This window comes from Cellulomonas citrea, assembly GCF_009829685.1.
Classification (GTDB): Bacteria; Actinomycetota; Actinomycetes; order Actinomycetales; family Cellulomonadaceae; genus Cellulomonas; species Cellulomonas citrea.
The window spans coordinates 1-705 of sequence record NZ_VWSD01000342.1 but is presented as its reverse complement, the minus strand read 5'-3'; the positions used below and the strand labels follow the sequence as shown (position 1 = coordinate 705).

Below are 705 nucleotides of genomic sequence, written 5' to 3'. Positions count from 1 at the left end.
GTCGGCGTGGCTCCCGAAAACAGCCAGCCGCCTGCCAGATAGACCGTCATCAATATACCGGCGGTGAACCAGTCCTGCCAGAAGGCGCGCCATGGGAAACGCGTCTCGATGACCTCCACCGCGATCATGGCCATCGACCACGCCAGAACCCCGAACCCCAAGGGTTGCCCGCTGAAGAGATCGTCGAACATGCCGAGCGGAAGGCCGGCCCAGACCGGCAGGAGGCCGGGTCGCACCAGCCGCCAGCCGAGGAACAGCAGGAAGCCCAGCGGCGGCATCATCGGCAGGGCAGTCGCGATCATGAAGACCGGCAGGATCGATCCTGCCATGATGCTTGCCCAGGGAAGGACATTGGCAACGACAGTCGAGTGCGAACGGTTGATGCGGTTGCCGTAGGCGTCGCTGCGTGATCGCGGGTTGAGCCGCTCCATCAGTCCGACAGCTCCGCTTCCACCGGTGTCTGCAGTGCGACCACGGCATCAGGCTCGAATATTGGTTCGATGGCGACGAAATCGGTCGCAGCGGGATCGCTGACGATGCGAGCCAGGCCGCCGTCATCGGTCTTTTCGGTCAGGATCGCGACCGCCACGCCGGGGCGGTAATAGCCGCCTGCGCCGGAGGTGACGAAAAGGTCCCCCGGCTCCAGCGGGTTGATGCCCAGATTGATGAGTCGAATGCGGACCAGGCTGTCACCGCGACCTTCTG

At 64.4% G+C, this 705-nt stretch carries 2 protein-coding genes; both read right to left on the bottom strand.

Features of this window, described 5'->3' with window-relative positions; translation table 11 throughout:
* A partial coding sequence (locus F2B26_RS16605) for a rod shape-determining protein MreD (RefSeq protein WP_159811187.1) occupies positions 1-431 on the bottom strand: 431 nt, incomplete at its 3' end.
* Positions 431-705: MreC domain-containing protein (locus F2B26_RS16600; protein WP_201292807.1), on the bottom strand; the 275-nt coding region annotated here is incomplete at its 5' end. The genes F2B26_RS16600 and F2B26_RS16605, both read right to left, overlap by 1 nt.